The organism is Micrococcus sp. CS26 (genome assembly GCF_055522295.1).
The window spans coordinates 46,141-72,408 of sequence record NZ_JBVFVY010000013.1 but is presented as its reverse complement, the minus strand read 5'-3'; the positions used below and the strand labels follow the sequence as shown (position 1 = coordinate 72,408).

The 26,268-nt window shown below is 74.8% G+C and carries 23 protein-coding genes and 3 tRNA genes; 13 read left to right on the top strand and 13 right to left on the bottom strand.

Annotated features, from left to right (window positions below; all coding sequences use genetic code 11):
- Positions 1-77: 77 nt before the first annotated feature.
- A complete protein-coding gene (locus ACZ1IK_RS07525) occupies positions 78-506 on the bottom strand; it encodes a hypothetical protein (protein ID WP_036315952.1) in 429 nt (142 codons plus the stop codon).
- A gap of 131 nt (positions 507-637) precedes the next feature.
- Here ACZ1IK_RS07525 and ACZ1IK_RS07520 point away from each other — a divergent pair.
- Positions 638-714 (top strand) — tRNA-Pro (locus ACZ1IK_RS07520).
- A 54-nt stretch (positions 715-768) separates the two neighbouring features.
- On the opposite strand, the gene ACZ1IK_RS07515 is transcribed toward ACZ1IK_RS07520, so the two are convergent.
- From ACZ1IK_RS07515 to ACZ1IK_RS07495, 5 genes are all read right to left on the bottom strand, one after another.
- Positions 769-1,131, bottom strand: coding sequence for a GNAT family N-acetyltransferase (locus ACZ1IK_RS07515; protein ID WP_041103106.1), 363 nt, complete (start codon positions 1,129-1,131; stop codon positions 769-771).
- Between the two features lie 58 nt (positions 1,132-1,189).
- A complete protein-coding gene (locus ACZ1IK_RS07510; protein WP_044659033.1) occupies positions 1,190-1,687 on the bottom strand; it encodes a carboxymuconolactone decarboxylase family protein in 498 nt (165 codons plus the stop codon).
- A 92-nt stretch (positions 1,688-1,779) separates the two neighbouring features.
- Entirely contained in the window at positions 1,780-3,339 is a 1,560-nt protein-coding gene (locus ACZ1IK_RS07505; protein WP_036337389.1) for a DUF5129 domain-containing protein, read from the bottom strand.
- Between the two features lie 62 nt (positions 3,340-3,401).
- Complete coding sequence (locus tag ACZ1IK_RS07500) at positions 3,402-4,145, bottom strand: NADPH-dependent F420 reductase (protein WP_036337390.1); 744 nt, start codon at positions 4,143-4,145, stop codon at positions 3,402-3,404.
- Entirely contained in the window at positions 4,132-5,034 is a 903-nt protein-coding gene (locus ACZ1IK_RS07495; protein WP_036337392.1) for a fumarylacetoacetate hydrolase family protein, read from the bottom strand. The genes ACZ1IK_RS07500 and ACZ1IK_RS07495 overlap by 14 nt, the downstream gene beginning before the upstream one ends.
- 65 nt (positions 5,035-5,099) lie before the next feature.
- Between ACZ1IK_RS07495 and ACZ1IK_RS07490 the strand changes: the two genes are divergently transcribed.
- The 4 genes from ACZ1IK_RS07490 to treZ all read left to right on the top strand — a co-directional run bounded on the left by ACZ1IK_RS07490 (position 5,100) and on the right by treZ (position 11,190).
- Positions 5,100-6,143 carry an aldo/keto reductase gene (locus ACZ1IK_RS07490; protein WP_020625725.1) on the top strand — a complete coding sequence of 348 codons (1,044 nt, stop codon included), beginning with the start codon at positions 5,100-5,102 and terminating at the stop codon, positions 6,141-6,143.
- A gap of 58 nt (positions 6,144-6,201) precedes the next feature.
- On the top strand, positions 6,202-6,660 hold the full coding sequence (locus ACZ1IK_RS07485; RefSeq protein ID WP_020625726.1) for a hypothetical protein: 459 nt from the start codon (positions 6,202-6,204) through the stop codon (positions 6,658-6,660).
- Between the two features lie 61 nt (positions 6,661-6,721).
- Positions 6,722-9,202: a malto-oligosyltrehalose synthase gene (gene treY / locus ACZ1IK_RS07480; RefSeq protein WP_465098432.1), complete on the top strand. Its 2,481-nt coding sequence runs from the start codon at positions 6,722-6,724 to the stop codon at positions 9,200-9,202.
- A complete protein-coding gene (gene treZ, locus ACZ1IK_RS07475; protein WP_465098431.1) occupies positions 9,199-11,190 on the top strand; it encodes a malto-oligosyltrehalose trehalohydrolase in 1,992 nt (663 codons plus the stop codon). Before treY ends, treZ begins: the two co-directional genes overlap by 4 nt.
- A 13-nt stretch (positions 11,191-11,203) precedes the next feature.
- Here the strand turns inward: treZ and ACZ1IK_RS07470 are convergent, their stop codons facing one another.
- Complete coding sequence (locus tag ACZ1IK_RS07470; RefSeq protein WP_144868948.1) at positions 11,204-12,505, bottom strand: DUF4032 domain-containing protein; 1,302 nt, start codon at positions 12,503-12,505, stop codon at positions 11,204-11,206.
- Between the two features lie 107 nt (positions 12,506-12,612).
- Here ACZ1IK_RS07470 and ACZ1IK_RS07465 point away from each other — a divergent pair, with 107 nt between their 5' ends.
- From ACZ1IK_RS07465 to ACZ1IK_RS07445, 5 genes are all read left to right on the top strand, one after another.
- A complete protein-coding gene (locus tag ACZ1IK_RS07465; protein ID WP_044659031.1) occupies positions 12,613-13,485 on the top strand; it encodes a DsbA family protein in 873 nt (290 codons plus the stop codon).
- Positions 13,486-13,595: 110 nt separating this feature from the next.
- Positions 13,596-13,672: transfer RNA gene (locus ACZ1IK_RS07460), tRNA-Thr, on the top strand.
- A 276-nt stretch (positions 13,673-13,948) separates the two neighbouring features.
- Positions 13,949-15,400, top strand: coding sequence for a S8 family peptidase (locus ACZ1IK_RS07455; protein WP_336638585.1), 1,452 nt, complete (start codon positions 13,949-13,951; stop codon positions 15,398-15,400).
- 199 nt (positions 15,401-15,599) lie between these two features.
- Positions 15,600-15,673 (top strand) — tRNA-Val (locus ACZ1IK_RS07450).
- 166 nt (positions 15,674-15,839) lie between these two features.
- Positions 15,840-17,756 carry a threonine/serine exporter family protein gene (locus ACZ1IK_RS07445; protein ID WP_036315922.1) on the top strand — a complete coding sequence of 639 codons (1,917 nt, stop codon included), beginning with the start codon at positions 15,840-15,842 and terminating at the stop codon, positions 17,754-17,756.
- Between the two features lie 13 nt (positions 17,757-17,769).
- Here ACZ1IK_RS07445 and ACZ1IK_RS07440 read toward each other — a convergent pair whose 3' ends face one another.
- Positions 17,770-18,447, bottom strand: a complete 678-nt coding sequence (locus ACZ1IK_RS07440) for a uracil-DNA glycosylase (RefSeq protein ID WP_036315921.1) — start codon at positions 18,445-18,447, stop codon at positions 17,770-17,772.
- A 36-nt stretch (positions 18,448-18,483) separates the two neighbouring features.
- Between ACZ1IK_RS07440 and ACZ1IK_RS07435 the strand changes: the two genes are divergently transcribed.
- The 3 genes from ACZ1IK_RS07435 to groL all read left to right on the top strand — a co-directional run bounded on the left by ACZ1IK_RS07435 (position 18,484) and on the right by groL (position 21,804).
- The gene (locus ACZ1IK_RS07435; protein ID WP_205805498.1) at positions 18,484-18,828 is read left to right on the top strand and encodes a DUF3263 domain-containing protein; all 345 of its coding nucleotides are present in this window, start codon (positions 18,484-18,486) and stop codon (positions 18,826-18,828) included.
- A gap of 3 nt (positions 18,829-18,831) precedes the next feature.
- Positions 18,832-19,854, top strand: coding sequence for a LytR C-terminal domain-containing protein (locus tag ACZ1IK_RS07430; RefSeq protein ID WP_036315919.1), 1,023 nt, complete (start codon positions 18,832-18,834; stop codon positions 19,852-19,854).
- A gap of 318 nt (positions 19,855-20,172) precedes the next feature.
- Positions 20,173-21,804, top strand: coding sequence for a chaperonin GroEL (gene groL / locus ACZ1IK_RS07425; RefSeq protein WP_036315916.1), 1,632 nt, complete (start codon positions 20,173-20,175; stop codon positions 21,802-21,804).
- Between the two features lie 110 nt (positions 21,805-21,914).
- Here groL and ACZ1IK_RS07420 read toward each other — a convergent pair whose 3' ends face one another.
- From ACZ1IK_RS07420 to ACZ1IK_RS07400, 5 genes are all read right to left on the bottom strand, one after another.
- Complete coding sequence (locus tag ACZ1IK_RS07420; protein ID WP_036315913.1) at positions 21,915-22,847, bottom strand: DUF4031 domain-containing protein; 933 nt, start codon at positions 22,845-22,847, stop codon at positions 21,915-21,917.
- Between the two features lie 67 nt (positions 22,848-22,914).
- A complete protein-coding gene (locus tag ACZ1IK_RS07415) occupies positions 22,915-23,205 on the bottom strand; it encodes a WXG100 family type VII secretion target (RefSeq protein ID WP_010079419.1) in 291 nt (96 codons plus the stop codon).
- A 55-nt stretch (positions 23,206-23,260) separates the two neighbouring features.
- Complete coding sequence (locus ACZ1IK_RS07410) at positions 23,261-25,066, bottom strand: sensor histidine kinase (protein ID WP_465098430.1); 1,806 nt, start codon at positions 25,064-25,066, stop codon at positions 23,261-23,263.
- 1 nt (position 25,067) lies between these two features.
- Entirely contained in the window at positions 25,068-25,778 is a 711-nt protein-coding gene (locus tag ACZ1IK_RS07405) for a response regulator transcription factor (protein WP_041103075.1), read from the bottom strand.
- Positions 25,779-25,856: 78 nt separating this feature from the next.
- The gene (locus ACZ1IK_RS07400) at positions 25,857-26,120 is read right to left on the bottom strand and encodes a hypothetical protein (protein WP_041103073.1); all 264 of its coding nucleotides are present in this window, start codon (positions 26,118-26,120) and stop codon (positions 25,857-25,859) included.
- Positions 26,121-26,268: the final 148 nt, after the last annotated feature.

Here is a 26,268-nt window from a genome sequence, read left to right as displayed (position 1 = left end):
CCCGGGAGGATTCACCGGGCGGCCCTGTGCGATGAGCACGGGGCTTTCTGCGTTCCGGGTGCATTCACCCGCGGCGCTCAGAGCTCCTCGCCGGCCCGCAGTCGTGCCGTGAGCGCGCGGGTGAGTCGGCGGCGCAGCCGGCCGTGCTCCGTGCCCTGCTCCCGAAGGCGCGCGTGCACGGCGTCGGCATGGGCCGGCTTCTCCGAGTCGGGGAGTGCGAGGAAGTCCCGCAGCAGCGGCTCCAAGCGCCCGGTGAGGGCGAGCACGAGCTCCTGGGTCTCCACGGGCCGTGTGCGCTGCAGGCGAGTCCAGGCCGGCGCGTACTCGGCGGCGTGCTCGACCATCTCCCACGCGAGGGCCCAGCTGTCCGGGCGCAGTCGGTGCCGCTCCGCGCGCAACAGCTGTCGCAGGGCGGCCACGGCCTCCTCGAGCTCGGCGGCGGCCGGGGCGCCGTCGTCGTCGGGGGAGGGGCTCGCGGAGGAACGCGGGAACGGCCACCAGCTCATGCCGGCCTCTCTCGGATTCGCGGGGTGCGCAGAGGTCTCACGCGTGAGATTCTGCCCCGCCTCTCGGTTTGGCGGCACCCGGTGTGGCTGGTATAGTCGCTCTCTGTTGGATTCAGGTCTGAGACCTCCAACGGGGTGTGGCGCAGCTTGGTAGCGCGCGTCGTTCGGGACGACGAGGCCGCAGGTTCAAATCCTGTCACCCCGACCAGAAGGAGCCCCCGCCGGATCGGCGGGGGCTCTTCTCGTCTCCGGGTGCGGTGCGTCAGCCCTGGCGGGACGCCAGGAACTGCAGATGCTCGGGGCGCGCCGGGTCCACTTCGCCGGCCACGTCGTCGTGTTCGTCCACCCAGTCCTTCACGTACGGGCACACGGGGACGATCCGGCGGCCCGCGGCCACGGTGTCCTTCAGCGCCTCGCGCACGAGCGTCGAGGCCAGGCCCCGGCCCTCGTACTGGTGGTCGACCTTGGTGTGCGGGAAGATCCGCTGGGCCGGGCCATCGGCGGTGTCGTAGTCGATCGCCACCGTGAAGCCGGCCACCGTGCCCGCGTCGTCGACGACGATCTCGTACCTCTCCGCGTTCTTGCGGACCTGCGGGTGCTCCAGGCTGGGGGTCTGCTCGGTCATGGTCGGTCCTCTCGTTCCTGGGTGGACCCCGCCGCCGGGCCGGCGACGGGGAAGGGGGTCAGTCGTCCCGGCGCCGCACGGGGTGATGGGACAGGATCGAGATGCGGTTCGTCAGGTTCATCACCATCGCGACCCACTGCACGGCCGCGTACTGGGCGTCCGTGAGCACGGCGGCCGTGGAGGCCTGCACGTAGTTCAGCTGCTCCTGCTCGGGGAGGTCCGTGACCGCCTCGGCGAGCTCGAGCGTGGCGCGTTCCTGCTCCGAGTACACGGCCCCGGCCTCACGCCACGCCGGCAGCAGTCCCAGGCGCTGCACGCTCAGACCGGCGTCGGCGCCCTGGCGGGTGTGCCGGTCCAGGCAGAACCCGCAGCCGTTGAGCTGGGAGACCCGGAGGTTCACGAGCTCCACGAGCTGCCGGTCCAGCCCGGCCTGCTCGGCGGCGGCGCGCGCCGCCGAGGCCAGCGGCCCGACCGCGTGCCATGCCTCGGGCACGGCCTTGTCGAGGAAGAACGCGAGGGGGTCCTGGCGGGGTGCGGGGGTGTCAGCGGCGGTCATGATCCTTCAATGTCTCGCAGAACGGGGCGGTGGGCCAGGGACCGGGTGCCCGGCCCGGACGAGCTTCCGGCTCAGATCCGGCCCCGATCGGCTCAGAATCGGCCGGACGAGCCCGCCCCGGAGAACGAGCCGCCCGAGGATCCGTAGCCGGTCCCGGAGGAGCTGGACTGCGCCTGGCGGTGGTCCTGGACGGACCGCTCGCCGGCCTGGTGGCCCGTGGTGAAGGCCACCACCGTCCAGTAGGCATCCGCCGGCAGTGCGGAGTCCAGGATCGAGCCGCGCGCGGACCGGGCCGGGCCACGGTGCGAGCGCAGCTCGTCGCGCAGCAGCTCACGCTCGGCCTCGTCCTTGCCGAACGCCGCCACCTCGGCGTCGGCGAGGGCGGAGACGAGCCCGGTCAGGCGACGCCGCAGCGCGTCCAGCTCGTCCAACGCCGCGGCCGGGGTCAGGCGGTCGTCCTGCAGGTCCGCACCCAGCGCCTCGAGCCGGTCCTGGGCCTCGGTGCGGAAGGACTCCAGCGCCGCGACGGCGGACCGGACGGCTCCGGCGGAGCCGACGGAGGAGGCCAGCGTGCCGACGGCGTCCAGGTCGGCCCGCAGCGGGGCGGTCTGCTGGTCCCACGCCGCCGGCCACCCCGGGTGGCGGTTGAGGAAGGTGTTCGCCGCGGCCACGGCGTCGTCGAGGCGGTCGAGCTCACGGGCGCGGTCCCGGACGTCCTCCGCGGCCCGGGTATGCTCCGTGCGATGCAGGCTGCGCTCCGGCAGGGCCTCGAGGCGGTCCAGCTCCGCCGACGCGTCGAGCGCCTGGCGCCGGAAGTTGCGGAAGCGCTCCATCAGCGCGGCCGCGTGGGGCGAGTCCTCGGGCACCGTGGACGCGTTCACCTCGGTGGCGTCCATCTCCAGGGTCACGGAGGTCAGGTGGGTGCGGGCCTCGGCCAGCAGGTCGGCCGTCCGGCGGCGGCGACGCCGTCGGCTCGCGAGTGCCGCGGCCGCGGCGCCGCCGCCCGCCACACCGACGATCCCCGCGCCGAACCACAGCTCGGGAGCCTGCCACCAGGGGCGTCCGATCAGCTCGGCGGCGGCGTCCGTCACATCCACGACCGTGTCCGTCCACCGGGCCGCACGGGCCGCCTCGTGTCCGGCCTCGCGCACCTCCCGCAGCCGGTCCGTGCTGAGCATCCGGTCCTCGCCCACGTACACCCCGATCAACCGGTTGTCCGGGTCGAGCGCCACGATCACGAGGTCGTCGGCCCATTTCTGGCCGTCCGCGCTGATCCAGTCCGGGTGCTCGGCGCGAGCCCGCTCGAGCACCCGCCCGTTGAACGCCTGAGACGCGCGGTCGTCGTCCAGCGCGGACAGGTCCGGGCCGCGCTCGGTGACCACGGCGACGCGGGTCGGCTCCCGGAACTCGATCCCCGCCAGGTCTCGGCGCAGCTGGGCGGGGTCGATCACGCCCGCGTCATCCACGAGCTCCACCTGGTCCCAGGCCACGGCGTGGGCCTGCGGCGCGGCGGCGACGACGGCGCCCGTCACCCCCGCCGTGACCGGCAGGGCGACGACGGTGGCGGACGCCGCCGGTCCGGTGAGGGCGGCGGCGGACAGGGCGACCGCGGTGAGCGTGCGGCGGGCGATGCGGTGCGTCGGACGGGTCACGGGGGCCTCCTGGACGGGTCGGCGGTCCCGCCCAGCGTAGGCACCGCGGCCGGTGGCGCGCCTCAGCCGGTGGGCGCGTCGGCGAGCAGCGCGGCGAGCCGGCCGGCGTCGTGCGCGGTGCCGAACCCCGCCGCCCCCGGCTCGAGGACCCCGGCCCGGTCGAGGCCCGTGTAGGGGACCGCGTCGAAGCCCATCGCGGTGACGAGGGCGACCACCGTGTCGCGCGCGGCGGCGACCGCGGCCGGGTCGGCCGCCGCGTCGGTCGGCTCGGTGCCCACCGCGAGGGCGCGGCGCGGGGCCGTGGCGCGCCCGGCGTCCTCCAGGTCGTGGTGCGAGATCTCCGAGAACGCACGCACGACGGGCACGCGCAGTCCCGCGGCGGCCCAGCGCGCGGCGATCCGGACGGAGCCGGGCGAGCCGTCGTCGTCGTCGAGCCACGCCGGGACGGGCTCGCCCGGCCACGTGTTGGTCAGGTCCACCACGGCGCGCGTGGCCGGCCCGGCGAGGGCGAGCGGGTCGACGTCGTCGAGCGCCTCGCGCGGCACGGCCACGACGACGAGCTCCGCCTCCGCCGCCAGGTCCTCGGCCGACACGGCGACGGCCTCGGGCGCGTAGATCGTCAGGTGACGCTGGACCGCCGCGGGGCGCCGCGTGCCCGCGACCATCACCCGCGGGGCGGCCATGCCCGGGGAGAGGCGGGGGATGCGCGCGATCGCCCGTGCCAGCGCGGTGCCCGCCCGCCCCGCACCGAGGATGCCGACGACGCGGGGCAGGGCGTCCGCCGGCGCCGCCTCAGACGAGCTCATTGCGCTGGCGTCCCAGCCCGGTGATCTCCACCTCGACGACGTCGTCGGGACGCAGCCACGGGCGGCGGCCCTCGGCGTCCCGGCGGGCCAGGGCGACCCCCGCGGGCGTGCCGGTCAGGATCAGGTCGCCCGGGTTCAGGGTGATCAGCTGCGAGGCGTAGGAGACCAGCTCGGCGGGGGAGAAGACGACGTCGGTGACCCGGTCCTCCTGACGCAGCTCGCCGTTGACGTGCGTGAGGACGCGCGCGTCCGCCGGGAACTCGTCCGGGGTGACCAGCCACGGACCCACGGGCGTCGAGGCCTCCCACACCTTGCCCTGCAGCCACTCGGAGGTGCGGCCCTGGAAGCCGCGCATGGAGATGTCGTTGGCCACCGCGTAGCCCGCGATGTGCTCCGGGGCGTCCTCGACGGCGATGCGTCGGCCCGGCTCCCCGACCACGATGCACAGCTCGCCCTCGTAGTCGACCCGGTGGTCCTCCTCGGGGACCTCGATCGGGTCCAGCGCGCCCGTGAGCGACTGCGGGAACTTCGCGAACAGGGTCGGATGCTCCGGGCGCTCCAGGCCCGTCTCGTCGATGTGGTTCGTGTAGTTCAGGCCCACGCAGAACACCTTGGTGGGGAAGGGGACGAGCGTGTCGTAGACGAGGCCGGAGGTGTCCAGCAGGAGGGACCGGTCGGCCTGCGCCGCGCGGAGGGCGCCCTCCACCATCTCCCGCTGCTCCTCCGGCGTGGCGGTGAGGTACTCGCCGACGTCGCGACAGTCCGGCAGGGCGACGGCGCGCACGGCGACCTCGGGGTCCTCGGGGTGCACGGAGGTGATGACCGCGGCGAACGTGGCGCCGGGGTAGGCGGCGTCGGAGTCGGGCTGGCGGAACGTGGCGAGCTTCATGGACCCATCCCATCACAGGGCGGCGGGTCCGGACCCGGGGCGGGCGGACGTGAGACGGTGAGGCCATGAGCACAGCCTCCACGCATCCGCCGCTCGACCTCGACCCGACCCCGGCCACCCCGATCGTCCTCGGGACCATGGCCTGGGGGTCCGTTCCCCCGCCGCCCCCGGACGCCGATCCGGGGGCGGGGCCGGAGGGGCCCGCGGGCGCAGCGCAGGCCGAGGCGGCCGTGGAGCGTGCCCGCCGCGCCCTGCGCGCCGGGATCGAGGCCGGCGTCGACCTGCTGGACACCGCGGACATCTACGGGGCCGGCCGCTCCGAGGAGACCGTCGGCCGGCTGCTGCACGAGCTGCCCTACGAGGAGCGCTCCGCCCTGAAGGTGCAGACCAAGTGCGGGATCGTCCTGCACGAGACGGACCCGGCCGGGCGGCGTCTGACCCGCTACGACTCCTCGCCCGAGCACGTGCGCGCCTCGCTGGAGGGCTCGCTGTCCCGCCTCGGCGAGCAGCGCGTGGACACCCTGATCATCCACCGGCCCGACGTCCTCACGCCCGTGGCCGACACCGTGCGCGCCTTCCTCGACGCGCGGGAGGCGGGCCTGGTCGGCAAGCTGGGCGTCTCCAACCTCGGCGTGGGCCGCGTCCTCGAGTTCCAGCGCGAGCTCGAGAGCCAGGCGGCGGACGGGACCGGGCTGGCGTGCGTCCAGGTCGAGCTCGGCCTGCACCACCGCACCCTCGTGGAGGCGGTCGTGCTCGCCAACCACCCGGACGCCCCCGCGGACGCCGACGCCGGGCGCCTCGGCCCGGTGTGCGCCGCGGAGGGGATCGAGCTGCAGGCCTGGGGTCCGCTGGGGCAGGGTCGGTTCAGCTCCGGCGACGACGGCGCGGCCGGCGTCGTCGGCGAGGTCGCGGCGGAGCTGGGCGTCAGCCGGGAGGCCGTGGTGCTCGCCTGGCTGCTGCGCCTGCCGTGGGGCGTGCGGCCCGTGATCGGCACCCAGGACCCGGAGCGCGTCGCCGCGTGCGCCGAGGCGGCCTCCGTGGCCGAGGCGATGGACTCCGCGCAGTGGCACCGCCTGTGGACCGCGGCGCGGGGCCGGCCGCTGCCTTGACGAGGCGCGACCGGCCGCGTGCCCTCCCGCCGGAGTGAGGCCTGTGTCACACTGGGACATGGACTTTGCGAACGTCGACCTCGTGACCCCCTGGATCCTCTACTGGCTGGCCTCACTGACCCTCGTGGTCGGCGGCACGCTCGTGGTCGTCGGCCTGTGGCGTGCCCGGCGGCACCGGCGCTTCGCCGCGACCCACGGCCGCAACCCGGAGATCGGACTCCTCGAGGACACCCGCACCCAGCGCGGGGTCGGGGCTGTCGCGCTCGCGGCCGCCGTCGCCCTCGGCGCGACGGGCGCCGTCCTGCACGTCCAGGGTCTGGACGCGTTCCGCGGCAACCTCGAGGCGAAGTACGGCTACACCGCGGTGGACCGCATCCGCCAGTCCGGCCCCGGCTTCGTGGCCGATCTGACCCAGGCCGACGGCACCGTGCTGCGCGACGAGATGGTCCTGCTGGAGTCCTCGGGCGAGCCCGTCGTCGGGGAGGACATCTTCGCCCGTCCGGTCGAGACGCGTTGACCTTCCCGCCCCGGCCCGTCGGGCCTGATGCCGCGTCGGGGGCCTCTGTTAGCGTCGCCGCGTGAGCACCTCGACCGTCCGTTCCGCCCCCGCGTCCACCTACCGGCTCCAGGTCAGCCCGGATCTGCCGCTGGAGTCCGTGGCCGGGCTCGTGCCCTATCTGCGGCGCCTGGGCGTGGACTGGCTCTACCTCTCGCCGCTGCTCGAGGCCGAGCCCGGCTCCGACCACGGGTACGACGTCGTGGACCCCACGCGGCTGGACGCCGCCCGCGGCGGGGCCGAGGGACTGGACGCGGTCGCGCGCGCCGCGCACGAGGCGGGCATGGGCGTGCTCGTCGACATCGTGCCGAACCACGTGGGCGTGGCCACGCCCCAGGCCAATCCGGCGTGGTGGGACGTGCTCACCCACGGTCCCGAGGCGGCGCATGCGGCGTGGTTCGACGTGGACTGGGCGGCCGGCGGCGGCTCCCTGCTCATCCCCGTGCTGGGAGACGGCCCTGACGGGGACGCGAACGCGGAGCTGGACCGTCTCGTCGTCGACGCCGAGGGCGGCCGTCTGCGCTACTGGGACAACGTCTACCCCCTCGCCCCCGGATCGCTCGAGGCCGCCGAGACGGAGACCGGGCTGCGCGCCGCGGAGGTCTTCGCGGCGGCGGACCCGGCGAAGGAGCCGACCGCGGAGCAGGCCCGCCTGGCCCGCGCCGTCCACGACCGCCAGCACTACCGGCTGGTCGGCTGGCGCCGCGGCGACGCCGAGCTGAACTACCGCCGCTTCTTCACCGTCACCACGCTCGCGGGCGTCCGGGTGGAGGAGCCCGAGGTCTTCGACGTCGTCCATGCCGAACCCGCCCGCTGGGTCCGCGAAGGGCTCGTGGACGGGCTGCGCGTGGACCACCCGGACGGCCTGGCGGACCCGGCCGGCTACACGCGGCGCCTGCGCTCCCACGTCCTGCCGGAGGGCTACCTCGTGGTGGAGAAGATCCTCGAGCCCGGTGAGTCGCTGCCCGCGGACTGGCCCGTGGACGGGACCACCGGCTACGACGCGCTCGGCGAGGTCGAACGCGTCTTCATGCATCCCGAGGCCGCGGGCGATGCGGCCGAGGACGCGCGCCGTCGTCGGGAGTGGGACGAGGCCGTGGTGCGGGCCAAGCACGACGTGGCCACCGGCTCCCTCGCGGCCGAGACCGCCCGGCTGGTCCGGGAGGTCCGCACCGTGCACGCCCTCAACGCCCACCCGGACGAGGACGTGGCCGCCGCGTTCGCCGCCGTGCTCGCCCGCCTGCCCGTGTACCGCACCTACCTGCCCGTGGGCCTGGCCGTGCTCGAGGGCGCGCTGGCGGACGCGGCCGCGGCGGAGCCGGCCCTCGCCGACGTGCTCGGCGACCTGCGGCCCGAGCTGACCGACCCGGACTCGCCCGTGGCCCGCCGGTTCCAGCAGACCTCCGGCATGGTGATGGCCAAGGGCGTCGAGGACCGGTCCTTCTACCGGTACACCCGGTGGGCCAATCTGAACGAGGTCGGCGGAGACCCCTCCCACGTCGCCCTGTCCCTGGCCGACTTCCACGCCGCCCAGCAGGCGCGCCAGGCCGCCTGGCCGACGGCCATGACCACCCTGAGCACCCACGACACCAAGCGCGGCGAGGACGTGCGCGCCCGCATCGCCGTGCTCGCCGAGGAGCCCGACCGCTGGGCCGCCGAGCTCGCGGAGCTGAGGCGCCTCCACCCGCTCGGCCACCCCGACGCGGAGCGGCTGCTCTGGGAGTCCATCGTGGGCGTCTGGCCCACGGACGGCACCACGCCGGAGGAGGAGCGGATCCTCGGCTTCCTGCAGAAGGCCTCCCGCGAGGCGGCCCTGGCCACCACCTGGACGGACCAGGACCCCGAGTTCGAGGCCCGGCTCGCCGCACTCGCCGCCGCCGTCACCTCCCCCGAGGGGCCTGCCCGGGGCGTGCTCCAGGCCGTCGCGGACCGCATCGCCGAGCCCGGCCTCGTGGTCCAGCTCGGCCACAAGCTCGTCCAGCTCGCCGCCCCCGGCGTCCCCGACGTCTACCAGGGCACGGAGGTGCCCTTCCCCACCCTCGTGGACCCGGACAACCGCCGCCCCGTGGACTTCGCGGCCCGGGCCGACCTGCTGGACCGCCTCGACGCCGGCCACACGCCCGGCCTCGACGACCCCGCCGCCGCCAAGCTGGCCGTCGTGGCCGGCGTGCTGCGCGCCCGCCGCGACCGGCCCGAGCTGTTCACCGGCCACCGCCCGCTCGACGTCTCCGGCCCCGCCGCCGAACACGCGATCGCGTTCGACCGGGGCGGGGCGCTCGCCGTGGCCACCCGCTGGCCCGTCCGCCTCGCGGCCGCGGGTGGCTGGGGCCAGACCGTCGTGACCGTGCCGGCTGGGCGGTGGGAGGACGCCGTCACCGGCCACCCCGTCCACCCCGACGCGCGCGGCGCCGTGCGCCTCGACGAACTGCTCAGCACCCTGCCCGTCGCGCTGCTCGTCCCGGCGCACGCCCCGTCCGACCGCCGAGAGAGGACCGCCCCGTGACCGAGCCCCGCCCGGCCGACGCCCCCGCCCCGGGCCTGCACCCGATCGGCTCCGACCCCGTGGACCCCGCCGCGGACGAGCGGGCCGCCGTCGAGGCCGCGCGCGCCGTCCCCTATGCCGTGTGGGCGCCGCACGCCGAGAGCGTCGAGCTCGTCCTCGTCGACACCGAGCCCGGCGCCCTGCGCTACGCCGAGGACCGCTGGCCCGTCGCCGCCGTCGTGGCCATGGACCCCGCCGCCGGAGGCTGGTGGACGCCCACGGAGGACCCGCTGGCCGCCCTCGGCCTCGACGCCGCGCAACCGCCGGCCGACCCCGGCTACGGCTACCGCGTGGACGGGGCGGACCCCGTGCCGGACCCCCGCTCCCGCCGCCAGCCCGACACGGTCCACGGGCCCTCCCGCCGCGACGTCGCCGGCCGCTCCGTCGCGTGGCCGGACGAGGGCTGGGCCGGGCCGCCCGGGGTGGAGTCCGATCCGACCGTGCTCCAGGGCGGCGGCCTGCGCGGCGCCGTCCTGTACGAGCTGCACGTGGGCACCTTCACGGCCGAGGGGACCCTCGATGCCGCCATCGCCCGCCTGCCGCACCTGACGGACCTCGGGGTCACCCACGTCGAGCTGTTGCCCGTGAACTCCTTCTCCGGCCCGCGGAACTGGGGCTACGACGGGGTGGCGTGGTTCGCCGTCGACGAGTCCTACGGCGGCCCCGCCGCCTACCGTCGCTTCGTGGCCGCCGCCCACGCCGCCGGCCTCGGCGTGGTCCAGGACGTCGTGCACAACCACCTGGGCCCCTCCGGCAACTACCTGCCGGTGTTCGGGCCGTATCTGGGCCCGGGCGGCACCGGCTGGGGCGACGGCCTGAACCTGGACGGCGCCGACTCGGACGAGGTGCGCCGGTTCGTCCTGGACAACGTCCGCTTCTGGCTCGAGGAGATGCGTGTGGACGGGCTGCGCCTCGACGCGGTGCACGCCCTGCGGGACACCCGCGCCGTGCACCTGCTCGAGGAGATGGCCGCGCTCGCGGACGGGATCGCGGCCCGTGCCGGCCGACCCGTGCCCCTCCTGGCCGAGTCCGACCTCAACGACCCGCGTCTGGTGCTGCCCCGCCAGGCCGGCGGGCTCGGCCTCGCGGCGGCCTGGAACGACGACGTCCACCACGCCCTGCACGTGGCCGCGACGGGGGAGACCCACGGCTACTACGCGGACTTCGCCCCGCTGGAGGCGGTGGCCAAGGTCATGGAGCGCACCTACTTCCACGACGGCACCCGTTCCACCTTCCGCGGCCGCGATCACGGGCGCGCCGTGCCGGACGCCGTCCCGAACCATGCGTGGGTGGCCAGCATCCAGAACCATGACCAGGTGGGCAACCGTGCCGGCGGCGACCGCACCGCTGCCGCCCTGTCCGAGGGTGCGCTCGCGGCCGAGGCCGCCCTGCTGCTGACCGGCCCGCACGTGCCGATGCTCTTCATGGGGGAGGAGTTCGCGGCCTCGACGCCGTGGCCGTTCTTCACCTCGTTCCGCGAGCCCGAGCTCGGGGACGCCGTCCGGCAGGGACGACGCCGCGAGTTCGCCGCCCATGGCTGGGACCCGGCCGACGTCCCCGACCCGCAGGACCCCGCGACGCGGGACGCGGCGGTGCTGGACTGGGCGGAGGCCGCGGGCGGCACGGACGGCCAGGGCCGCGGGGTGCGCGTGCTCGCCGCCTACCGCACCCTGATCGGCCTGCGCCGCACGCTGCCCCAGCTCACCGACCCTCGCCGCGACCGCGTCCGGGCCGAGGTGGACGCGGCCCGGCGCCACGTGCGCCTCACCCGCGCCGGCGAGGACGCCGACGTCGTCCTGCTCGTCGCCCTCGGCGCGGAGCCGCTGCCCGTGCCCGCGGACCTGACGCGGGCGGAGCTGCTCGCCGGCCACGGCGACCACGGCCCGCTCGGCCCCGGCGCGGTGCCGGCGGCGGTCCCGGCCCCCGGCTTCCTGCTCCTGCGCCGCTGAGCCGCGGCCGGCGTCAGTCCGCGTCCGCGGGTGGGACGGCGCGCAGCATGGTGGTCGTGGGGTGCAGTGCCACCGCGTCCTCGTCGCGGCGGGTCCGCAGCACCGTGTCCACGTAGGAGTCCACCGCCTCCTGCAGGGGCACGGCCTGGCCGCGGGCCTCGGAGAGGTACCAGCGGTGCTCGAGGAGCTGGTGCATCACCTCGGCGGGCTCGAGCTTGGCTCGCAGCTCAAGGGGCACCGAGCGGACCACGGGGTCGAACACCTCCACCACCCAGCGGTGCGCCGCAGCCTCGATGTCCATGTACGGGTCCCACTCCCGGCGGGCGGCCTCGATGTCCACGAGCAGCCGCCGGGCCTGGTTCTCCTGGACCTCGAGTCCCGTGAGGCGGGTCAGCCGACGGCGGTGGTAGCCCGCGTGGATCTCGACGGGCCGGGCGATCATCATCCCGGGGGCGTCGGCGGCGCGCAGTGAGTACTCGGCCAGCTCGAACCCGAGCTCCTGCAGGCGGCGGACGCGGCGGTCCAGGCGCCACGGCTCGGCGCGGGGGAACAGCAGAGGCTCGGTCAGCTCGTCCCACAGCCGTCGGTAGGACGCCACGAGCAGGTCCGGCGTGGTGACGGGGTCCACCTCCGGGTCCAGCAGCCCGCTGGCCTGCAGGTCCAGCAGCTCACCGCCCACGTTCACGGCGGCCACGTCCAGGTCGTGCTCGCGCTGGCCGGTGGACAGCCGCTCCCGCAGCTCGCCGGTCTCGGCGTCCACCAGGTGAGCGGCGAACCCGCCCGCGTCCCGCCGGAACAGGACGTTGGACAGGGAGACGTCACCCCAGAAGAACCCCTCGAGGTGCAGCTCCACGAGCAGGGTCGCCAGCGCGTCCATGAGCCGCACGAGGGTGCGGCGCTCGAGGCGCTCCGAGAACACGGCGCGGTACGGCAGGGAGAAGCGCAGGTGCCGGGTCACGAGGGCGGCGGGCAGGGGCGTGCCGTCGTCCTCCGTGCGTCCGGTGACCACGGCCACCGGCACCACCGACGGCGCCGGGCTCCGCTCGAGCCGGCGCAGCAGCCGGTACTCGTGGAACGCGAGTTCTTCAGTGGTCTCCTTCACCGCCACGATGCCCCCGCCCATCCGGGCGAAGCGCACCACGTGACGGGAGATGCCCCGCGGCAGGGCCGCCAGCACCTCACGCGGCCACGTCTCGAGGGGGAGCGCCCAGGGCAGGGCGAGCAGAGACGTCGCCGGGTCCTCGGTCGCGTCCCCCGACGGGGCGCCCGTGATGGTCAGTCGATCGACGGGGGAGGGGGTCTCGGCGGTGTCCATGGTCACGATCCTTTCAGACAGGGCCGCTATGCTCGCCTGGCGCGGCGCGCCCGCTGCCCGCCGGCTCCGGTGCTCGACCCGGACCGACTGCCCCACGAGGAGGACCCTTGGCCCGGAACACGTCAGGCTCGCACACCTCGGCGACGGACGCTCGTGCGCGTGCCCGCCAGATCCAGGAGGAGCAGCGCAGGAAGGACAGTCGCCGCCGCACCGGCGTCATCTGGGGCTCGGTCCTCGCGGTGGTGCTCGTGATCGGCCTCGTCGTCGCGTTCGTGCTCAACCGCAACGGCGACGACGCCGCCACCGCCGGCCCCATCCCCGCCGTGGCGAACGAGCAGGGCGGCATCGAGTTGACCTCGGCCACGGACCTGGCGGAGGGCGCGGGAGAACGCGAGGTCGACCCCTCGAAGATCGAGGTGCCGAAGCAGGCCGCGAGCTCCCAGCCCGAGACCCTGCCGAACACCGAGGCCCGTGGTGACGGTGAGCCGACGCGGATCGTGCTCTACGAGGACTTCAACTGCGTGCACTGCGCGGACTTCGAGTCCACCAACGGGGACCAGATCGAGCAGTGGCTCGAGCAGGGCGAGGTCACGGTCGAGTACCGGATGGTGGACTACCTGAGCGCCCCGAACAACCAGAACTACTCGGCCCGCGCCGCCAACGCCGCGTACTGTGTGGCGGACCAGAAGCCCGAGGCCTACAACGGCTTCGTATCCGCCCTGTTCGCCGCCTACGACGAGCACCAGGGCAAGGGCCTGGACAACGCGGCGCTCACGCAGCTCGCGCAGGAGCACGGCGCGGACATCGCCTCCTGCGTCGAGGACGGCACGTTCCGCTCCGCGGTCGAGTACACCACCCGCCAGGCGCGCGCCGCCGGCGTGGCCGGCACCCCCACCGTGTTCGTGGACGGGAAGAACTGGGCGCTCGACGGCGAGGACAAGACCTTCATCGAATGGGCGGGCGCCAAGATCGCCGGCTGACCCGGCGCCGAGGTCCGCGGGGCGTCCCCACGCGGGGACGCCCCGCGTCGTCCGCCCGGGCCTTGTACGCTGGGAGGGTCGGCCGCGGCGCCCCCGGGCGCCGGCCGCAGGCCTCCTTAGCTCAGCTGGCCAGAGCAGCTGCCTTGTAAACAGCAGGTCGCCGGTTCGAATCCGGCAGGGGGCTCCACCCCACCGCGGGCCCGACGGCGCCGCGCACCTCCGCCGGGAGGGCGCGGCGCCGTCGTCGTGTCCGGCGCGGGCCGACGCTGGGGCGCCGCTGTGCGCGCCCGTGGCCATCCGCCGGGCTCGGCTGGCGGATCCGCCAGAGATGCCTCGACCATCCGCCAGACTTCGACCCTGGGCCTCGTCGTGACGGAATCGTGACCTTACCGTGATCCCAGTCACCCCGGCCCGAGCCCCTCGGGCACCCGCGTCCGGTGGCCCAGAACTCCGAGGAGATCCCGTGCAGTCCTCCCCACTCCGCAGCACCCGCCGCCGCATCGGCGCCCTCGTGGCCGGCGCCGTCCTCGCCGGCGGGACCCTGACCTCGTCCCCCGCGCTCGCGGCCCCCTCCGGCGACGCCCCCGCCGCACCGGCAGCCACCCCGACCGCCGCCTCGCCCCTGGCGGCGGCGCAGGTCGAGGACCCGAACGCCGACGGCTACGACTCCTTCATCGTCACCTACAAGGAGACCGCCGCCACCGCCCACGCGAAGGGCCGAGCCAACGCCTGGGGCAAGGCCGCGAAGGAGGCCGGCGTCTCCGTGAAGGAGCTGCGTGAGACCGCGCTCGGCTCCCGCGTGATCAAGGCGGACCGCAAGCTGGACCAGGCCGAGTCCGCGAAGTTCATGGCCGACCTGAAGGCCTCCGGGGCGGTCGAGGCCGTGGAGCCGGACGCCATCCTCACCGCCACCGGCCTGAGTCCCGTGGACGCCCTCTACTCGCAGCAGTGGGGCTTCACCGGCACCCACGGCATGCGGGTCCCCGGTGCGTGGGACCGCACGACGGGCTCCGGTGCGACCGTGGCCGTCATCGACACCGGCATCACCTCCCACCCGGACCTCGACCGCAACGTCGTGCCCGGCTACGACTTCATCTCCGACGGCAGGGCGGCGCGCGACGGCGGGGGCCGCGACTCCAACCCGCGCGACGAGGGCGACTGGTACGCCGCTGGCGAGTGCGGCACCGCCGGTGCCTCCGACTCCTCGTGGCACGGCACCCACGTGGCGGGCACCGTCGCGGCCGTGGCCGACTCCCAGGGTGTCGTCGGCGTGGCCCCGAACGCGAAGATCCAGCCCATCCGCGTGCTCGGCAAGTGCGGCGGTTCGCTGTCCGACATCGCCGACGCGGTCGTGTGGGCCGCCGGCGGCACCGTGGCGGGCGTGCCGGCCAACCCGAACCCGGCGGACGTCATCAACATGTCCCTCGGCGGCTCCGGCACGTGCGGCACCACCTACCAGAACGCGATCAACGCGGCCGTCTCCCGCGGCGTGCCCGTCGTCGTGGCGGCGGGCAACGAGAACCAGCCCGCCGCCAACGTGCGCCCGGCCAACTGCCGGAACACCATCGTGGTGGCCGCCTCCACCTCGCAGGGCGCCCGCGCCTCGTTCTCGAACTACGGCTCCGCCGTGGACGTGACCGCCCCGGGCGCGAACATCATCTCGACCGTGAACAACGGCGCCACCACCCCGACGACGGCCGGCCACGCCGCCTACAACGGCACCTCGATGGCCACCCCGCACGTCGCGGGCCTGGCCGCCCTGCTGCTGGCCGAGCGGCCGAGCCTCACCCCGGCCCAGGTCGAGTCCACCCTCAGGTCCACGGCCCGGTCCATGCCCGTGTCCTGCTCCGCGGGCTGCGGCGCCGGCCTGGCGGACGCCGCCAGGGCGGTCTCCTCCCTCGGTGGCAGCTCCTGACCGGAGCCCGCCCGGGCGCCGGGACCTCGTTGGTCGCCCAGGGCGGTTTCGAGCCCGGCGCCACGCTGACCGACGCCTGACGTGCTCGTCGGCTCTCGATGGCCGCTCCGCCGTGCGCGGGGTGGCCGTCGCCCGGGTGGACAGGCGGCGCCGCCTGAGGTATCGTTTTTCGAGTTGTCACCCCCATGGGGCGACGCCTGGATCTTTAGCTCAGTTGGTTAGAGCGTTCGCTTCACACGCGAGAGGTCGCTGGTTCGAGTCCAGTAAGATCCACCGCAGCAGGGCCCTCCTCCGGGAGGGCCCTTTCGCGTCCCCGGGCCGCGGTGCCGACGGCCCCGGCGGGGGAGGTGCCGGCGTGGTTGGATGGACGCGTCGGCGGGGCTCGGCCCACCGCCGTGGCGCGTCCAGCGCCCGCACACGGAAGGAGAGGGTGAGCCGCATGGAGCAGGAGGGCACCCAGGAGCCGGCGCGGTTCGACCCCCGCATCGCGGAGCCCCCGGCCGTCCCCACGCTCATCCCCGTGCTGCGCCCGGCCGGCGCCGAGGACGCCGCCGCTGTCGGCGACCTCACGCTCGACCCGGAGGACCCCGGCCTGCTCGACCTCGACCCGGCGGAGTCGGCCCACCCGGCCGCGGTCGCCGTCGAGCCGACGGAGCCGCTGCCGCCCGTGGTCCGCCCCGCCGCCGCCGATCCGGTCTCGGCGCCGGAGCCGGAGCCGGAGGAATCGGCCGAGCCGGAGGCGGAGACGCTGCCGGAGCCGGCCGCGGACGCGCCCCTGACCGAGCCGCCGCTGTCTGAGCAGGTGCCCACCTCCGTCCTGGCGCCCGCGGAGGCCGACGGCGCCCTGCCCGCCCCGGAGGTGATCCCCGCGCCGGACGTCACCGTCCCGGACCCGGTGGTCCCCGCGGGTCCGCCCGAGAAGCGCGGGCGTCGGCGCGGCCGGCGCTCCCGCGAGGTCTTCGTCGAGAACCTGCCGACGCAGGCGCTCGTGCTGGCCGACCGCCTGCACTCCTCGCCGTACGGGCGCCGCATGCGCTCCACGCTGCAGCAGCGCCGCGCGGAGGCGCAGGCCCTTGAGGCCCGCACGACCCTGGACTTCGCGCTCAAGCTGGGCGAGACGATGTTCAGCTTCGGCGCGGCCTCGCTGGACGTGGAGACCTCGATCATCGTGGCCACGCAGGCCTACGGGATCCTCGAGACCGAGGTGGACCTGACCAACCAGTCCATCTCCCTGAACTACGCGCCCGACTCCTCACGCGGCGAGGCCCCGTTCACCCTCCAGCGGGTGGTCCGCTCGTCCTCGGTGAACTTCGAGGGGCTCGTGGCCGTCCACCGGCTCGTCGAGGAGATCGCCGCGGGCGAGGTGGACCGGGCCGAGGCCCAGCGCCGGCTCGTGGAGATCCGGCATCAGCCCAAGCCGTTCCCCGCCGTCTTCGAGGTCCTCTTCTCCGGCGTGTTCGTGGCCTGCTTCGTGCCGTTCATCGGCGGGACCTGGACGGGCGCGGCCCTGGGCATGGTCTCCACCTGGCTGGTCTTCTGGCTCAAGGTCCAGGCGGACAAGGCGCGCTTCCCGGAGATCTTCTCCACGATGTTCGGGGCGATCACGGCCACGGTGATCGCGCTGATGGCCCACGCCCTCGACCTGCCGGTCAACCCGGCGCTGGTGATCGCCGGCGGCATCATGATGCTCCTGCCCACGGCGAGGTTCGTCACCGCGGTGCAGGACGCCATCCACGGCTTCCCGGTGACCGCCGCGGGCCGCTTCCTCTCCGCGCTGCTCGTGTTCGCCGGCGTGATGGCCGGGATCATGATCGCCGTGGGCATCGGGGATCTCGTGGGATTCGAACAGCTGGACCTGGCCGAGGCGGGGACGCTGAGCTATCCGCCGCTGCTGCTGCTGGGCCTCGTGATGGCCGCGGGCATGGCGGACGCGGTGGTGGAGCAGTCGCGGTGGCCCCAGATCCTGGCCTGCGGTCTCGTGTCCGGGGCCGGCTTCGGCGCGTACCTGGCAGCGCAGCAGATCGGGGTCAGCGACCGGCTGGTGCCCGCGGTCGCCGCGGCGGCGGTCGGGTTCCTCGGCCGCCTGGTGGCCCAGCGGCTCGCGGCCCCGGCGCTCGTGATCGTCCTGCCGTCCATGCTGTTCCTGCTTCCCGGACTCACCATGTTCCGGTCCGTCTACGGGTTCACCGTGGAGACCGGGGCCACGCTGCTGGGCGTCGAGGGACTCTTCAACGCCGCGGTCATCGTCGTGGCAATCGCGGCCGGCGTCGCCTTCGGCAACACCCTGGCCAAGCCGATCACCGACCGGATGGGCACGCTGCTGCCCACCGAACTCGTGATGCACCAGCGCGGCTGACCGGCGGCCCGGCTCAGTCGGGCAGGCGCCAGTCCACCGGGGCCGCGCCGGCCGCCTCGAGGAGCCGGTTCACCCGGCTGAACGGCCGGGAGCCGAAGAACCCGCGGTGGGCGCTCAGGGGCGAGGGATGCGGGGACTCCACGACGCCGGCCCCCGCCGCCGTCAGCAGCGGCGCCATGCGCCGCGCGTCGGCTCCCCACAGCAGCCCCACGAGCGGGGTGCCGCGCGCGCAGAGGGCCCGCACCGCGGCCTCCGTGATCTGCTCCCAGCCGAGGCCGCGGTGGCTGCCGGGTGCGCCGGCCCGCACGCTGAGGGCGCGGTTCAGCAGCAGCACGCCCTGGTCCGTCCACGCGGAGAGGTCCCCGTGGGCGGGCGGGGTGATGCCGAGGTCGTCGTGCAGCTCCCGGTGGATGTTGGCCAGGGAGCGGGGCAGCGGCCGCACGTGGCGGTCCACCGCGAAGCTCAGGCCGATCGGATGGCCCGGCGTCGGGTAGGGGTCCTGGCCCAGCACGAGGACGCGGACGTCCGCGAACGGCTGACGGAACGCCCGCAGGATGTGCTCCGGCGCCGGCAGCACCTGCTCTCCGGCCGCCCGGCGGGCCCGCAGCCGCTCGCCGACCTGCTCGAACGCGGCGGCCTGCGGGGCGAGGGCCGCCTCCCAGCCCGGATCCAGGGGCGCGATGAACTCCATGCCCCGAGGGTAGACCGGGTGGGTACAGTGGCCGCCATGTCCCACCCCACGCCCGTCTCGCCCGATCCGGCCCCGGACGAGGGTGCCCGCGCGCGTGCGCGACGGGACGAGCTGACGGACCTGGAGCGTGCGGTCCTGGACCTGGAGGCCGCCACCTGGCGGTACGGCGGGGCCAAGGACCACGCCGTCCGAGAGCGTCTGGGGCTGTCTCCGACCGCCTATTATCAGGTGTTGAACGGATTGCTGGACCGTGAGGCCGCCCTGGCCTACCGACCCCTGCTGGTCACGCGGCTGCTGCGCAAGCGCGGCACCCGCAGCCGGGCCCGGAGGGGACCCGCGGATCCGGCGCCGTCCACGCCCGCTTCCCGCCAGGAGAACTGACCCATGGCCTACCAGCCCGACCGCTTCGACGAGGTCCCCGAGTACACGGACCAGCGCGGCGCGCACCGCGAGTCCTTCGCCGCTGCCGGCGCAACCGCCGCGGGCGGGGGTCGCCGCCTGAGCCCGCTGCTCTGGGTGGCCGGCCTCGTCCTGCTCGCCGGCCTGTTCGTGGGCGTCGTCCTGCCGTGGCTCACCGGCGACCGCTCCGAGCCCGTCGCCGCCGAGAGCTCGACGACGGCCCCGGCTGCCGCGCCGTCGACGTCGGCGTCGTCCGTGTCCTCCTCGGCGTCCTCCGCGTCGGCGTCGACTGCGTCCGCGACCGAGTCCGCCACCCCGTCCGAGGACGCGGCGGAGGCGTCCCGTTCCGCGGCCGCGGCCGAGTCCTCGCGGGCGGCGCAGGAGGCGGCTGCCGCCGAGGCCGCCGAGTCGTCCCAGGCTGCCGCGTCGTCCCGGGCCGCCGCGGAGGCACAGGCGGCGGAGGCCTCGCGTTCCGAAGCCGCCGCGCAGTCCGCCGAGTCGTCCCGTGCCGCCGCCGAGGCACAGGCGGCGGAGGCCTCGCGTTCCGAGGCCGCCGCGCAGTCCGCAGAGGCGTCCCGGTCGGCGGCGGCCGTCCAGGCGGCGGAGTCCTCGCGCGCCGCCGCGTCCCGTTCGGCCGCCGCGGCGGAGGCCTCGCGCTCGCAGTCCGCGGCCGCGTCGAGCTCTCGTGCGGCCGCGCAGTCTGCGGCCGCGTCGAGCTCTCGTGCAGCCGCGCAGTCCGCGGCCGTGCGCGGCACCCACGTCACCGTGTACAACGCGACCCGCACCCAGGGCCTCGCCGCCTCCTACGCGCAGCGGCTCACGGGCGCCGGCTACACCTCGGTGGACGCGAAGAACTGGAGCGGCTACGGCATCCAGTCCTCCACCGTCCTGTACAACGGCTCGGCCAACAAGGCCGCCGCCGAGGCGGTCGGCAAGGAGCTCGGCTTCCCGGTCATGCAGACCCCGAACCTGCAGGTGAACGGTATCGCGGTGGTCGTCACCAGCTGATCCGCCCGTCGTGCGGCCGTGCCGGCCGCGCACCCTTTCCGGCCCCCGGCGGGGCGCCTTCCGAGGCGTTCTGCCGGGGGCCGTCCGCCGTCCGCGGAAGGGCGGGCCCCGCACTGCGGACCCTTTGCACTCTCCCGGTGCGAGTGCTCATAATGGGGTTAGCACTCCGAAGGCGCGACTGCCAGCCGTACCCCGGTCGGCCCGGCGCCGTGGAGGAGGACCTGTCCACCGGTGAGGCCCCCAGGGGCCGTCCGTCGCGGGCACCGGCGCGGGTCAGCCACCAGCAGTAGGAAGCCGACGTCCAGAAAGGACCTGCACATGGCCAAGACCATCGCATTCGACGAAGAGGCCCGCCGCGGCCTGGAGAAGGGCCTGAACACCCTGGCCGACGCCGTGAAGGTGACCCTCGGCCCCCGCGGCCGCAACGTGGTGCTGGAGAAGAAGTGGGGCGCCCCCACCATCACCAACGACGGCGTCTCCATCGCCAAGGAGATCGAGCTCGAGGACCCGTACGAGAAGATCGGCGCGGAGCTCGTCAAGGAGGTCGCCAAGAAGACCGACGACGTCGCCGGCGACGGCACCACCACCGCCACCGTGCTGGCCCAGGCGCTGGTCCGCGAGGGCCTGCGCAACGTGGCCGCGGGCGCCGACCCGCTGTCCCTGAAGCGCGGCATCGAGAAGGCCGTGGAGGCCGTCACCTCCGAGCTGCTCTCCGCCTCCCGCGAGATCGAGACCAAGGACCAGATCGCGGCCACCGCCTCGATCTCCGCCGCGGACAAGCAGATCGGCTCCCTCATCGCCGAGGCCCTGGACAAGGTCGGCAAGGAGGGCGTCATCACCGTCGAGGAGTCCAACACCTTCGGCCTCGAGCTCGAGCTCACCGAGGGCATGCGCTTCGACAAGGGCTACATCTCCGGTTACTTCGTGACCGACGCGGACCGCCAGGAGGCCGTCCTCGAGGATCCCTACATCCTCATCGTCAACTCGAAGATCTCCTCCGTGAAGGACATGGTGGCGATCCTCGAGAAGGTCATGCAGTCGGGCAAGCCGCTGCTGATCATCGCCGAAGACGTCGAGGGCGAGGCCCTGGCCACCCTCGTGGTCAACAAGATCCGCGGCACCTTCAAGTCCGTGGCCGTGAAGGCCCCGGGCTTCGGTGACCGCCGCAAGGCCATGCTCGCCGACATCGCCATCCTCACCGGCGGCCAGGTCATCTCCTCCGAGGTGGGCCTGTCCCTGGAGAACGCGACCCTCGACCTGCTGGGCACCGCCCGCAAGGTGGTCGTCACCAAGGACGAGACCACCATCGTGGAGGGTGGCGGCGACGCCGAGCAGATCGCCGGCCGCGTGGCCCAGATCCGCTCCGAGATCGAGAACACCGACTCGGACTACGATCGCGAGAAGCTGCAGGAGCGCCTCGCCAAGCTGGCCGGCGGCGTGGCCGTCATCAAGGCCGGCGCGGCCACCGAGGTGGAGCTCAAGGAGCGTAAGCACCGCATCGAGGACGCCGTGCGCAACGCCAAGGCCGCCGTGGAGGAGGGCATCGTCGCCGGCGGCGGCGTGGCCCTGATCCAGGCCGGCGCCAAGGCGTTCGGCGGCCTGCAGCTCGAGGGCGACGAGGCCACCGGCGCGAACATCGTGAAGGTCGCCATCGAGGCCCCGCTGAAGCAGATCGCCTTCAACGCCGGCCTGGAGCCCGGCGTCGTGGCGGACAAGGTCAAGACCCTCGACGACGGTCACGGCCTGAACGCCGCCACCGGCGAGTACGAGGACCTGCTGGCCGCCGGCATCAACGACCCGGTGAAGGTGACCCGCTCGGCCCTGCAGAACGCCGCGTCCATCGCGGGCCTGTTCCTGACCACCGAGGCCGTCGTCGCGGACAAGCCCGAGAAGGCCGCCGCCGGCGCCGAGGGCATGGACCCGATGGGCGGCATGGGCGGCATGATGTGATCAGCCGCTGAGCCGGCCCGGCCCGTTCGGGCGCCCAGCCAGCGAGGCCCGTCTCCCCGTCCGGGGAGGCGGGCCTCGCCGCGTCCGGGGCCGGCACCGGGGCGCCCCGCTCAGGCCGACAGCGCGGCTCGTTCCGCCGCCAGGTTGCGGCGGGCGGCGGCCTCCCAGCGCGTTCGGCCGGGCGCGGTCCGATACAGCCGCTCGGCGTCCAGCAGGGCGTCCAGCACCGCGCCGCGACCGCGGGCCCAGTCCGCGTCGGACACGTGCGCGTAGTCCTGCCGGACCGCGGCCACGTAGCGGGCGTAGGCCTCGGGGGAGCGGCCGAGGACCTCGAGGTCCGCGTCCGAGAGCACCGCCCCGGCCGCGTCGTGCGGGGCGGGGTCGTGGGCGGCGGTGAGCAACACGAGGCGCGCCACCTCGTCGACGACGTCGGCCGGCACCGCCAGCCGCGGGTCGGTGAGCACGTCCCGGGCCAGGGCGGCCGAGTCCGCCTCGTCCTGGCCGGCGGGCGCGGCGGGGTCCCCGACGTAGACGGCGTCGTGGAACCACGCGGCCAGGCGGACCGCACGCGGATCCGGCCCGGCCTTCGCCCCCGCCCGCTCGAGCAGGTCCACGGACTCGAGCACCGCGAGCAGGTGGGCCGGGTCGTGGTAGTGCCGATGCGGCTCCGCCCAGCGGGCCAGCAGGTCGCGTCCCGCCGTCGTCACCGCGTCCGGGCTCGCCGCCGTGCCCTCGAACAGCCGCGCCCAGCGCCGGGCGAGGACGACGTCGCGCTTCTCGGCGCGGCTCCGGGCGGGCACGCGCAGCCCCGAGGCGGCGAGGCGGCGCACCAGCTCCCGTCCGGTGACGGGCACCGCCCCGCGGGCCACGAGCTCGGCGCGTCGGTGCGCGGGCACGTCGTAGTGGTCCCGGTCGAAGGCCCGCTCCGAGAGCCCCGCCGCCCGCGCGAACGCGTGGAGCTCCTCGAGGGAGGCGTCGGAGACGAGGTGGGAGAACACGGTGCCGTGGGCGGGCCACGCGGGCGGGTCGATCAGGACGGTCATGCCCCCACTCTAGGAAGCACGGACCGGGGCGCGGCCGGCCGGCCGCACCCCGGACCGTTCCGGGCGCTCAGAACCGGAACATCGCGGCGTTGGCGGTCTCCGCGTCCTGGTACTGGGTGGCGGCGGCGTCCATCGCGCGGCGGATGCCCGCCAGGGACTCCTCCACGCGCTGCTGGGTGGCGCGCCACTCGGTGAGCACACCCTGGAAGTTCGCGGCCGCCTGGCCGCGCCAGGTGTCCTGCAGCTGGCGCAGGTTGGCCTCCATGGTGCTCACCTCCGCCTGGAGGCGGCCGATGGAGCCCTCCACCGCCCCGCTCTTGGCCCGCAGGTCCTCGACGTCGATCTGCACGATGCTCATGTGACTGTCCCCTCTGATGAGTGCTGATGGGCGGCGGGTGCCGCCGGGCACCACGCTAGGGACGCGCGTCGCGCCCGGCCGCCGGGTCGTCCCCGCCTGGGGACGGGGCGTCGGCCTGAGGCGCCTGTGCAGGAGCAGACACCCGGCGGCGGCGCTCGGCCGAGGCGCGACGGAACCGCTCCGCCGCCCGCAGCAGGCGGCTGCGCCGGGCGGCGTCCGCGGCGCTGGCGCCGGCGCCCGACGGCGCGGTCTGGGCGAGAGGGCCGGTGGGTGGGCCGGCCGCGTCGTCGTCGGTGTCCCGTGCGGACGGGCGCTCGTCCTCGACGTCCTCGTCCGCCTCGTCCTCGAACGGCGCCCACGGCAGGTGGACGGAGAAGGTGGCGCCGCCGCCCTCGGTCTCCAGCAGCCGGACGGAGCCGCCGTGCTGGGCCACGATCGCCGCGACGATGGCCAGGCCGAGCCCCGTGCCGCCCGTCTCGCGGTGCCGGGAGGTGTCCGCGCGGTAGAACCGCTCGAAGATGCGGGCGCGGTCCTCCTCGGACACGCCCGGCCCGTGGTCACGGATCTCGATCACGGAGCTGCGGCCCGCGCCGTCCGCCCCGGCCTGGCCGCCGAGGTGGTCGACGGTGCCGACCGCGATCTCGATGGGGGTGCCGGCGGGGGTGTAGCGCAGGGCGTTGGCCATGAGGTTCACCACCACCTGGCGCATCCGGTTCTCGTCGCCGAGGATGGGCGCCGGGGCCGCCCGGTCGCCGTCGGGGCCCACGAGGGTGACCTTGCGGTCCGGGGCGTTCACGGAGGCGTCCATCATGGAGTCCATCGCGAGGATGAGCAGGTCCACCGGGGCGTGCTCGAGGGGGCGCTGCTCGTCGAGGCGGGCCAGGGTGAGCAGGTCCTCCACGAGGCGGGTCATGCGGGTGGCCTCGGACTCGATGCGCTGCATGGCGGCGGCGACGTCCTCCTCCTCGCGCAGCCCGCCGTGCCGGTACAGCTCGGAGAACCCGCGGATGGTGGCCAGGGGGGTGCGCAGCTCGTGGGAGGCGTCCTGCACGAATCGGCGCATCTTGTCCTCGGAGATCTCCTTGTCCCGGAACGCGGACTCGATGTGCGCGAGCATGGCATTGAGGGAGCGGGAGAGCCGGCCCACCTCGGTGTCGGGCGCCGCGCTCTCCACGCGCTGGCTCAGGTCGCCGGCGGCGATCTTGGCGGCGGTGCGCTCCACGCGGTTCAGGGTGCGGAACGCGCGCTGGACCGCCAGGTTGGCCACGATCACGGTGCCCGCCGTCGCGAGCAGGCCGATGGTCACGACGATCGAGGTGACGCGCTCGACGGAGGAGGTCACGCTCTGCAGGGGAAGGGCCACGGCCATGGTGCCGTCGCCGCTGCTGAGCCCGTACAGCTGCACGCGCCAGCCGCTCGAGTCCGGCTGTGTGCCGGGCACCTCGAAGGAGGCGGAGCCGCGCTCCAGGGCCTCGGCCGGGGTGATGTCCGGCAGGGCCGGCTCGTCCGCACCCGGCATCACCGGGGTCTGGACGACCCGCGCGCCCTCGTTGTCCCACACGACGCCGTAGAAGCGCAGGATGGGCAGCTGCGGCATGTAGTACTCGCCGGTCTGGGCGACGTTGGCCAGGTACATCGAGACGGTGTCCCGGTTGGCGGCCATGTCCTCGTCCAGCTGGCGCACCGCCTCCTGGCGGAACAGCACCGCGGTCGCCACGGCGGTCACGGCGACCAGGGCCAGCATGAGCGCCGCGATCATCACGACCAGCTTGGTGCGCAGGGACTGCCCCTGCCACGCGCCCCTCAGCCAGGCGCGCGGATGGCGGACGCGGGCCGCCGCGGCGTCGAGCCGCGCACGCACGTCAGCGCTTGTCCGCGGTGCGGAGCATGTAGCCGACGCCGCGCTTGGTGTGGATCATCTTCTCGCGGCCGCCGACGTCGATCTTGCGGCGCAGGTAGGAGATGTAGGACTCGACGATCGAGGCGTCCCCGTTGAAGTCGTACTCCCACACGTGGTCCAGGATCTGGGCCTTCGAGAGCACCCGGTTCGGGTTCATCATGAGGTAGCGCAGCAGCTTGAACTCGGTGGGGGAGAGCTCCACGACCTCGCCGCCGCGGCGGACCTCGTGCGCGTCGTCGTCGAGCTCGAGATCGTCCACGCGCAGCACCGCCGCGTCGTCGTCGTCGAGGGAGGCAGTGCGGCGCAGCACGGCGCGGATGCGGGCGACCACCTCGTCGAGGGAGAACGGCTTGGTCACGTAGTCGTCACCGCCGACCGTCAGGCCGGTGATCTTGTCCTCGGTGCCGTCCCGCGCGGTGAGGAACACGACGGGGAAGTGACGGCCGGCGGAGCGCAGGCGGCGGGTCACGGTGAAGCCGTCCATGTCCGGGAGCATCACGTCCAGCACGGCCAGGTCCGGCTGGAACTCCTCGGCGGCGTCCAGGGCCTCCCGGCCGTTGGCCGCGGCCGTGACCTCGAAGCCGGCGTAGCGCAGGGACGTGGAGAGCAGCTCGCGGATGTTGGGCTCGTCGTCCACCACCAGGAGGCGTGCTTCGGGGTTCTGAGGCTGCATGGAGCCCAGTCAACCGCCCCGACCTGGGAACACCCTGAAAGGGTGCTGGATGTCACGGGGCGTCGTTGGCCCGACGGCTCAGGGGCGCGAGCGCCGGACGGCGCCCAGCACCACGTGCAGCAGCATCAGGCCGAAGCCGACGGGCAGGCCGAACAGCGCGAGCGCGAACAGCGCCGGGGACGCCGGCCACGCCAGGAAGTACGCGACCAGCAGGGCCACCAGGGCCAGAGCGGACACCGCCGTCACGGCCACGCCCAGCACCAGGACGACGCCACGACCGCCCCGGTGATCGGCGGGGTCGGCGGCGGGCGCGGAGGCGGGGAGGGTGGAGGTCCGAGGCATGCCCGCCACTCTAGTCGGGCTATCCTGGGAGGTCATTGACGACCACGTCCTCCGCCGTCCCCTCCGGGCGCACGGCCAGGCTGGTCCCACCGATGCCGCGGCGCACCGCCACGCCGGTGCCGGACCCCGCCGACCCGAGACGAGAGCA